This window comes from Bartonella sp. AA89HNZF (genome assembly GCF_042196905.1).
In the GTDB taxonomy this organism is placed as follows: domain Bacteria; phylum Pseudomonadota; class Alphaproteobacteria; order Rhizobiales; family Rhizobiaceae; genus Bartonella.
In genome coordinates, this window is the sequence record NZ_JBHIRD010000064.1 from 1 (window position 1) to 1,808 (window position 1,808).

The window sequence follows — 1,808 nt, forward strand, 5'->3', positions numbered from 1 at the left end:
TCTGTTGATGATGTGTTGCGTAATGAGTTTGGAAAAAGCTTGGGGTCACGGGGTGTTTCTATTCTCGACCCTTTCACGGGAACAGGGACCTTTATCACACGGCTTTTACAATCAGATCTCATCAAACCAGAGGATATGGAATATAAGTTCCGTCATGATATCCATGCCAATGAGATTGTTTTGCTTGCCTATTACATAGCAGCGATTAACATTGAATCGACGTATCATAGTATCATGAAAGGTGAGTATATCCCTTTCAAGCATATTGGTTTGACTGATACGTTTCAGATGCTTGAAGAAAAGAACCTTCTGCAAAAATTATTCAAAGAAAACAGTGAATATTTAGAACACCAGAAAAATCTAAATATCGAAGTTATCTTTGGCAATCCTCCCTATTCAACAGGTCAAAAAAGTGCTAATGACAATGCAAAGAATACCCCTTATCCCATATTAAATGACCGTATTCGTGAAACCTATGCTGCTCAATCTGAATCAATCAATATGCAAGCACTTTACGATAGTTATATTCGTGCTATACGCTGGGCTAGTGATCGTATTGATAATGCTGGGGTAATCGGCTTTGTTTCTGGATCTGGTTATATAGAAAAGTCGACAATGGATGGTTTACGAAAATCTTTAGCCAACGAATTTACGAGCATTTATGTACTTAATTTACGGGGGGATATCCGTAAAAATATGTTAAGCGATGGAAAAGCTCAAGAAGGAGAAAATGTTTTTGGTAGTGGTAGTATGACTGGTATTGCCGTAACCTTATTTATCAAAAATCCCAATGTTTCTGAAGAATGTAAAATTTACTATCATGATATTGGTAATAATCGTACGATAAAAGAAAAACTTACAGCTCTTGAATACTTTGGTAGTGTTGGTGGTATTACACGTAAACAAAGCTGGCAAATGATTACACCAGATAAACATGGTGATTGGATAAATCAACGTGATGACAGTTTTGAAACATTCTTAGCTCTAGGTGATAAGAAACCTTATGATAAAAAACTGTTTGAGATTTATTCTTGTGGTCTAAAAACTAATCGTGATGCTTGGGCATATAACTCCAGCCGTGAAGTTTTAAAGAAAAACATGAATAATATGATTGCTTCCTATAATAGCGAAGTGGAACATTTTAATGATACTTATGTACATACTGACCGAAAAACACGTGCTAATGTCGTAGACGATTTCGTCAATACGGATGAACGCAAAATTAGTTGGAGTATTAATCTTAAAAAACATTTAACTAAAGGAAAGATTTTTGAATTTGAAGATATATGCCTTATTCAAAGCCTTTATCGTCCTTTTATACAGCAATGGCTTTATTACAATCGTGCCTTTAATGAAATGGTTGCTAAAATTCCTTGTATATTTCCGATGGGGAAAACGGTTGAAAATAAAGTAATTCAAATTACAGGCATAGGAGCAAGGTGTGGTTTTTCTGTATTTATGACTAAAAATGTGCCTGATTTTCATGCGATGGATACTAGTCAATGCTTTCCGCGCTATATTTACAAAGATAGCACGATCTCAAAAGATAAAAACAAGAAACAATCCTATTTATTTACAGAAGAAAGTAAAACAGCTAGTTTACAAAAGCGTGATGCCATTACGAATGAAGGGTTAGAACATTTTAAAGCCGCTTATCCTAATGAAACTATCACGAAAGATGATTTATTCTATTACGTTTATGGAATTTTGCATTCGGAAGATTATCGCGCCCGTTATGCTGATAATTTATGCAAAGAATTGCCTCGTATCCCTTGTGTAAAGAGTGCTGATGATTTTTGGAAGTTTGT

General features: G+C 35.0%; 1 protein-coding gene. It reads left to right on the forward strand.

The features are described 5' to 3' along the window. Positions 1 to 1,808 (forward strand): type ISP restriction/modification enzyme (locus ACFIN0_RS09655; RefSeq protein WP_375702443.1); only part of this gene is annotated, 1,808 nt, incomplete at both ends.